8 protein-coding genes are annotated in these 7,410 nt (G+C 72.3%); 4 read left to right on the plus strand and 4 right to left on the minus strand.

Annotated features, from left to right (window positions below; translation table 11 throughout):
* Nucleotides 1-68: 68 nt before the first annotated feature.
* The 4 genes from ABEA26_RS34005 (at nucleotide 69) to ABEA26_RS34020 (ending at nucleotide 3,976) form a co-directional block, all read left to right on the plus strand.
* Entirely contained in the window at nucleotides 69-857 is a 789-nt protein-coding gene (locus tag ABEA26_RS34005; RefSeq protein ID WP_345597652.1) for an AAC(3) family N-acetyltransferase, read from the plus strand.
* 347 nt (nucleotides 858-1,204) lie between these two features.
* Entirely contained in the window at nucleotides 1,205-2,128 is a 924-nt protein-coding gene (locus ABEA26_RS34010; protein ID WP_345597654.1) for an ABC transporter ATP-binding protein, read from the plus strand.
* 53 nt (nucleotides 2,129-2,181) lie between these two features.
* Nucleotides 2,182-2,898 carry an ABC transporter permease gene (locus ABEA26_RS34015; protein ID WP_345597662.1) on the plus strand — a complete coding sequence of 239 codons (717 nt, stop codon included), beginning with the start codon at nucleotides 2,182-2,184 and terminating at the stop codon, nucleotides 2,896-2,898.
* Nucleotides 2,899-2,953: 55 nt separating this feature from the next.
* Nucleotides 2,954-3,976 (plus strand): COX15/CtaA family protein, encoded by a 1,023-nt coding sequence (locus ABEA26_RS34020; protein ID WP_345597656.1) that lies wholly within the window; start codon nucleotides 2,954-2,956, stop codon nucleotides 3,974-3,976.
* On the opposite strand, the gene ABEA26_RS34025 is transcribed toward ABEA26_RS34020, so the two are convergent.
* From ABEA26_RS34025 to ABEA26_RS34040, 4 genes are all read right to left on the minus strand, one after another.
* The gene (locus tag ABEA26_RS34025) at nucleotides 3,931-4,668 is read right to left on the minus strand and encodes a nucleotidyltransferase domain-containing protein (RefSeq protein WP_345597657.1); all 738 of its coding nucleotides are present in this window, start codon (nucleotides 4,666-4,668) and stop codon (nucleotides 3,931-3,933) included. The two genes, ABEA26_RS34020 and ABEA26_RS34025, sit on opposite strands and share 46 nt — an antisense overlap.
* A gap of 18 nt (nucleotides 4,669-4,686) precedes the next feature.
* Entirely contained in the window at nucleotides 4,687-5,793 is a 1,107-nt protein-coding gene (locus ABEA26_RS34030; protein ID WP_345597658.1) for an amidohydrolase family protein, read from the minus strand.
* A 66-nt stretch (nucleotides 5,794-5,859) separates the two neighbouring features.
* Nucleotides 5,860-6,213 carry a hypothetical protein gene (locus ABEA26_RS34035; RefSeq protein ID WP_279565796.1) on the minus strand — a complete coding sequence of 118 codons (354 nt, stop codon included), beginning with the start codon at nucleotides 6,211-6,213 and terminating at the stop codon, nucleotides 5,860-5,862.
* An 88-nt stretch (nucleotides 6,214-6,301) separates the two neighbouring features.
* The gene (locus tag ABEA26_RS34040; protein ID WP_425587951.1) at nucleotides 6,302-7,270 is read right to left on the minus strand and encodes a heme o synthase; all 969 of its coding nucleotides are present in this window, start codon (nucleotides 7,268-7,270) and stop codon (nucleotides 6,302-6,304) included.
* Nucleotides 7,271-7,410 lie beyond the last annotated feature (140 nt).

The following is a 7,410-nucleotide window of genomic DNA, read 5'->3' on the forward strand; positions in this document are numbered from 1 at the left end:
CTGCGAAAACGATCTCTGATCGATCAATCCGGTGGCAGCTCGGACGGGCCTGCGGGACACTCCCGGTCATGCCCACACCCCCTCCCACCGGCCCACTCGTCACCCGCGGCACCATCGCCGCGGGGCTGCGCGAGCTGGGTGTGCGGACCGGCGACACCCTCCTCGTGCACTCGTCGCTCAGCAGCCTCGGCTGGGTCTGCGGAGGCCCCGTCGCAGTCGTCCAGTCGCTGCTCGACGCGCTCGGCCCGGACGGCACCCTGGTGGTCCCCACCCAGACCGGCGATCTCTCGGACCCGTCCCTGTGGCAGAGCCCGCCGGTGCCCGAGGAGTGGTGGGACACCGTCCGCACCGCGATGCCGGCCTTCGACCCGCTGATCACGCCCTCGCGCGGGGTCGGGGTCCTTCCCGAGACGGTGCGCACCTGGCCGGGCGCCCGGCGCAGCGCGCATCCGCAGACGTCCTTCGCGGCCGTGGGCCCGCGCGCCGCCGAGGTGGTCGCGGAGCACTCGGCCGACTGCCGGCTGGGCGAGCGCAGTCCGCTGGCCACCCTGGAGCGGCTCGGCGCCCGGGTACTTCTGCTCGGCGCGGGCTTCGAGGCCTGCACGGCCTTCCACCTCGCCGAGTACCGGATTCCGTCCCCGCTGGTGGAGGTGGGGCGGCCGGGGCCGGTGGGCTGGGAGCGCGTGACGGAGGTATCGATCACCTCGGACCGGTTCGACGAACTGGGGCACGACTTCGAGCGGGACCGGCCCGTCGTACGGGGTCGGGTCGGCGCGGCCGTCACCCGGCTCTTCCCCCTGGCGGACGCGGTCGCCTACGCGGAACGCTGGCTGCCGCTGCATCGTCCCCGCGAGTAGCGCACGGGCGGGGGGCGACGCACCAGGTCCCGTGACCGCCCGCACCGCTCACTGGCGCCGCAGTGGTGAGCAGCGCCCCGAGCACGGGCCCCGCGCACCTCGCGAGCGATGCCTCACGGGGTCCTGAGCGCCGTACGCCGGGACCCGCGACCGCTTGTGCACGGGGACCCCCCGCTGAGCCGTGCGCCCACCCCGCGACCGCCCGCGCACGGGCCCCTGAGCGCCGTACGCCGGCCCGGTGCGAGGCGCCCGACGGCCCCCGCGAGCGCCCCGTACGCCCACCCCTGCGGAGGAGATCCCGCACCCGCGCGCCTGAGCCGCCGCCCGCGTACCTAGACTCGTGACCCATGCGAAGCGAGCCCGTGGTCCAGGTCCAGGCCCTGGTGAAGCGGTACGGCACGAAGACCGCGGTGGACGGCCTCGACCTGGCGGCCCGGGCGGGTGTCACCGCCGTACTCGGCCCCAACGGGGCGGGCAAGACGACCACGGTCGAGACCTGCGAGGGATACCGGAGGCCGGACTCCGGCACGGTGCGCGTGCTGGGCCTCGACCCGGTGGGACAGGGCTCCGAGTTGCGGCCCAGGATCGGCGTGATGCTCCAGTCCGGCGGCGTCTACTCCGGCGCCCGCGCGGACGAGATGCTGCGCCATGTCGCGAAGCTGCACGCCCACCCGCTGGACGTGGACGCGCTGATCGAACGGCTCGGGCTGGGCTCGTGCGGCCGGACGACGTACCGCAGGCTCTCCGGCGGGCAGCAGCAGCGGCTCGCCCTCGCGATGGCCGTGGTCGGCCGCCCGGAGCTGGTGTTCCTGGACGAACCGACGGCCGGCCTGGACCCGCAGGCCCGCCGCGCCACCTGGGACCTCGTACGGGACCTGCGCGGTGACGGCGTCTCGGTGATCCTCACCACCCACCACATGGACGAGGCCGAGCAGCTGGCCGACGACGTCGCCGTCATCGACGCCGGCCGGGTCGTCGCGCAGGGCTCGCCCGAGGAACTGTGCCGCGGCGGCGCCGAGAACACCCTGCGGTTCTCCGGCCGACCGGGACTGGACGTCGAGTCCCTGCTCAAGGCGCTCCCCGCGGACTCGTCGGCCGCCGAGCCGACGCCGGGCAGCTACCGCGTCAACGGCAAGATCGACCCGCAGCTGCTCGCCACGGTGACCTCCTGGTGCGCCCAGCACGGCGTGCTGCCGGACCGCATCTCGGTGGAGCGGCACACCTTGGAGGACGTCTTCTTGGAGCTGACCGGCAAGGAGCTGCGCTCGTGACCACCACCACCGGCACCTATACGCCGAAGCCCGGCGCCGCACCGCTCGGCCGCATGATCGCGGCCCAGGCCGTGCTCGAGACGAAGATGCTGCTGCGCAACGGCGAGCAGCTGCTGCTGACGGTGGTCATCCCGACGCTGCTGCTGGTCCTGTTCAGCTCCGTGGACATCATCGACACCGGCGCCGGAGAGGCCGTCGACTTCCTCACCCCCGGCGTCCTGGCGCTCGCCGTGATGTCGACGGCGTTCACCGGGCAGGCCATCGGCACCGGCTTCGAGCGCCGGTACGGGGTGCTCAAGCGGCTGGCCGCCTCGCCGCTGCCGCGCTGGGCCCTGATGACCGCGAAGACGGTGTCCGTCCTGGTCACCGAGGTGCTGCAGATCATCCTGCTGACCGTGATCGCCTTCGCGCTGGGCTGGTCGCCGCACGGCAACCCGTTCGCCGTGCTGTTGCTCCTCGTCCTCGGCACGGCCGCCTTCTCCGGGCTCGGGCTGCTCATGGCGGGCACGCTGAAGGCGGAGGCCACGCTGGCCGCCGCCAACCTGGTCTTCCTGCTGCTCCTCGTGGGCGGCGGGGTGATCGTGCCGCTGGACAAGTTCCCGGACGCGGCGCAGAGCGTGCTGGGGCTGCTGCCGATCTCCGCCCTGTCGGACGGGCTGCGGGACGTCCTCCAGCACGGGGCCCAGATGCCCTGGGGCGACCTGGGGATCCTCGCCGTCTGGGCCGTCGTGGGACTGGCGGCGGCCGGGAAGTTCTTCCGCTGGGAGTAAGAGCACGCACCACTGACCGGACCCTCGTGAAAGCGTGCACAAGCGGGCGCCTACGATGGACGGCGTGCCAAACGTGACCCGCGCCGACGCCGCAGCCGCCGTGCGCAATCCGCTCGCCTTCATCGCCGCGCGCTGGACCCCGGAGCCCCGGACGGTTCGGCGGGCGGCCCTCGCCGCGCTCGTCATGGCGGTGGCCATCGTCGTCACCGGCGGTGCCGTGCGCCTGACCGGATCGGGCCTCGGCTGTCCGACCTGGCCCAAGTGCACCGACGACTCGCTGACCAACACCAGCGAGATGGGCATCCACGGCGTCATCGAGTTCGGCAACCGTCTGCTGACCTACGTGCTGTGCGCCGCGGTCGGCTGGGCGATCATCGCCGCACGGTCGCAGAAGCCGTACCGGCGTGGCCTGACGCGACTGGGCTGGCTGCAGTTCTGGATCGTGATGGGCAACGCCGTCCTCGGCGGCATCGTGGTCCTGGTCGGCCTGAACCCGTACACCGTCGCGGCCCACTTCCTGCTGTCGACCGCGCTGATCGCGGTCGCGACCGTGATGTGGCAGCGCACCCGGGAGGGCGACGCGGCACCGCGCCCCCTGGTCGGCAAGGCGGTCCAGCAGCTGGTGTGGGCGATGATCGGCGTCTCCGTGCTGCTGATCGCGGTCGGCACGGTGGTCACCGGAGCCGGACCGCACGCGGGTGACTCCAGCGACGTGCCGCGGATGCCGCTCGACTGGGAGACGGTGAGCAAGGTGCACGCCGTCCTGGCGTGGGTCGTGGTGACGCTGACGTTCGCCCTGTGGTTCGTCCTGAAGGCGGTCGACGCGCCCAAGGGCCCGCTGGTCCGCACCCGCGACCTGTTCCTGGTGCTGCTCGCCCAGGGCGCCATCGGCTACGTGCAGTACTTCACCGACCTCCCCGAGGTCCTGGTCGGCCTGCACATGTTCGGTTCGTGCGTGATGTGGATCGCGGCGCTGAGGGTGCTGCTGGCGCTGCGCGAGCGGCCCGAGGAGACGGTGCCCGAGGTGCCGGTTCAGGAGTACGAGGCGACCAGCGTGTCGATGGCCGGCCCCAGGTAGCTCCGGGTCAGCTCGCCGCGGCGGACGGTCCAGTCGGCGGCGGGCGGCACGGGGTTCCCGTAGCGGCGTCGCTCGATGTCCCCGACGACCTCGCCGGGCGCTCCCAGGCCGCGGAGTTCCGCGCGGGCCTGCCGCTTGGAGATCAGGTCGCCGTCCCGCATCGTGACGGTGGCGCGGGCGAAGGTGAGCAGGCCCAGGTCGACCCAGGCGTCCTGCCGCCACAGCTCGCTCCGGCGCACGGCCGGCCGCCAGAAGTCCCGCTGGTCCCGGACGACGAACCCGGCCAGTTCGGTGTCGGACACGGGCGGCAGCACCGCCCCCGGTGACTCCCCGTACAGGACACGCCCGAAGGTGTGCAGCTCACGCCGGGTGACCGGGGTGACCGGCCGTTTGAACAGCTGCCCGTGGGCCCAGGTCGGGTGGCGCCGTGCGGAGTCCGCGACGGAGTCGGGCGACAGGTAGGTGCAGTGCAGCTGCTCCGCGAGCGTCTCGGCGCGCAGTCGGGCGTGCAGCAGCCCCAGCCGCCAGGCCGTGCGGGCGGTGACCGGGCGGTCCAGCACCGCGATCAGGTCGAGGTCGCTTCGGCCTTCCTGGTAGTCGCCGCCGGCCAGTGAGCCGTGGGCCCAGACGGCGACGGGGGCGAGGGGTTCGAGTCCCTGGAGAAAGCGATCGAGCAGCGTGTCGGTCGGCATCCGGCCAGTGTCCGCGATTCACTCCAGGCCGTACACCCGCACCGCGTTCCCCGACGCGATCATCCCCGCCACCCGCCGCGCGTCCGCCGGTGCCCACGCCTCCTCGGCCACCCAGGTGCCCAGCACCCGCCCCAGAGCCTCGTGGAAGAGGCGGGCGGCGACCACGTGCAGTTCGGGCAGGGCCTGGGCGCCGCTGGAGAACATGATCTTGCCGAAGGGGGCCAGCTCCAGGATCTCGGCGAGGACCGTCGCGGCCCGGGCGCCGGTGCGCACCAGGGCGGCGCCCGCGTCGGCGTAGACGTGCGGGAAGACTCCGGCGAGGTGGGCGGCGTGACGGTGGTACGGGTAGCCGTGCAGCAGGACCAGGTCGGTGCCGAGGCCGGCGGTGGCCCGCACGAAGTCCGTCAGCAGGACCGGGTCGGTGCGGTCGATGCGCAGGCCCGGCTCGCCGAGGCCCGCGTGCAGCTGGAGCGGCCGGCCCGAGGCGACGGCGCTCCACAGCAGGTGCCGCAGCAGGACCGGGTCGCTCAGCTCGCCGCCGACCTCGCGCCCGGTCAGCCAGCGGGCGGCGGCGCTCCGCACCTCGCCGGGGCCGGGTGGTTCGGGCGCGAGCGCCAGCCCGTGCCGTACGCCGGCCACCGAGGTGAAGGCGACCGCGTTCGCGGCGGCGCCGTGTACCGCCTCGGCGAGGTTGGCGAGGAAGGAGTCGACGGTGCCGGAGGTGTCGGCGACCTGCTCGGCCAGCAGTTCCAGGCGGACGATCTCGTGGGCGTCGGCGTCCCCGGCGGTGGCCATCTCCGCGGGGCCCGTGAGGTCGCCGGGCAGGCCGGCGTCGACCAGGTAGGTGGTGATGCCGCTGCCGCGCAGCAGCCTGCGGTCGGTCTCCAGGACGCCCAGTTCGCGGCGCCGGGCCAGATAGCGGGCGGGCGTGCAGTGCGGTTCCAGACCGAGCAGGGGCGGGCACCAGCGGCGTACCGCGAAGCCGGTCTGGGTGTCGAAGAGGGTGGTGCCCGGGGCGGGCGGGCCCTCGGTGCGGACCAGCCGGGCCTCGAAGGTGCCGAGGCCCAGCTCCGTTCTCAGGACGCCGTGGCAGTACTGGTCCACCAGGGACGGCGTTTCGATCATCCGGGCTCCCCCTGCTGGGACCGTGTGCCTCGCGGCTTCCTACGGTCCTAACGGGTGAACCCGGTCTCAGGTGTTGCTCGGCCCGCCGACCTGGATGCCGGCCATGCGCGACCACTCGTAGGGGCCGGTCTCGACCTTGGCCGCGAACTCGCCGTCGAAGTCGTCGTGAACGGTGATCCCGGACTTCTCCACGGCCTTCCGGGCGGCCTCGGGAGAGCGTGCGACCAGGTCGCCCCAGGCGCCGTCCTCACCGACGAGCACGATCCGGGCGCCGCGCTCGCCGAGGTAGGCCACCTGGGCCTCGGCGCCGCCGTGCGCCTTGGAGAAGGCGTCGATCCGCCCGGCCATCCGGGTCAGCCGGTACTCGGCCCACCGCTCGGCCCACCCGGCCTTCGTGTCAACCTGCTGCGTGTCTGCCATGACCAGGATGCTACCGACGGGTAGATCGAACGGCGACGGGCGGGGTGCGTGGCCTTGGCCACGCACCCCGCCCGTCGTCCACGCGTACTCAGCGCAGGAAGGGGTCCACCGCGATCGCCAGGAACAGCACCGACACGTAGGTGATCGACCAGTGGAAGAGCCGCATCTCCTTGAGCTTGCCGCCCGTCGTCTCGGCCTTGGCGCGGTTCTGCAGTCCGTGGGCCTCCCACAGCCACATGCCGCCGGCCGCCAGGGCGACCGCCGTGTAGAACCAACCGGTGTAGCCCAGCGGCTGCAGCAGCAGCGAGACGACGACCATCACCCAGCTGTAGATGACGATCTGGCGCGCGACGACCTTGTTGGAGGCGATCACCGGGAGCATCGGCACGCCGACGCGCGCGTAGTCCTCCTTGACCCTCATGGACAGCGGCCAGTAGTGCGGCGGCGTCCAGAAGAACATCACCCCGAAAAGGATGACCGGCGCCCAGGACATCGAGTTGGTCACGGCCGACCAGCCGATGAGCACCGGCAGACAGCCGGCGATACCGCCCCAGACGATGTTCTGCGAGGTGCGGCGCTTGAGGATCATCGTGTAGACGACGACATAGAAGAGGAGCGCGCCGAGGGAGAGCCAGGCCGACAGCCAGTTGACGGTGAGGCCGAACAGCAGCGTCGAGACGATGGCCAGGGTGACGCCGAAGGCGAGGCATTCGGCCGGACTGACCATGCCGGTCACCAGCGGGCGCTGCGACGTCCGGTCCATCAGCGCGTCGATGTCGCGGTCGATGTACATGTTCAGCGCGTTGGCGCCACCCGCGGACAGGTAACCGCCGACGCAGGTCAGCAGCACCAGCTTCAGATCCGGAACACCTTGCTCGGCGAGGAACATCACCGGAACGGTGGTGATCAGCAGAAGCTCGATGATCCGCGGCTTGGTCAACGCCACGAACGCCTTGACACGGGCCCCGAACGGCCGGTGACTCGGGCTCTGGTTGGTCCCGATAACCCCCGCAGGACGGGATTCAACGGCCGTCACGCACACCCCTGACAGAGACATCCCAGCAAGCCCGACCGTGTGAAGTGGCGGTAAAGGCTTGCGCGTACCACGCCACTTTAGACGTTGCCCGTACTTAGGCCTTCGTGGGGGTGGGGTCGTGTTGAGAGGGGTGCTCCGACGGGCGTTCGGGGAGTCGATTG

The sequence above is a fragment of the Streptomyces marokkonensis genome (assembly GCF_039539045.1).
In the GTDB taxonomy this organism is placed as follows: Bacteria; Actinomycetota; Actinomycetes; order Streptomycetales; family Streptomycetaceae; genus Streptomyces; species Streptomyces marokkonensis.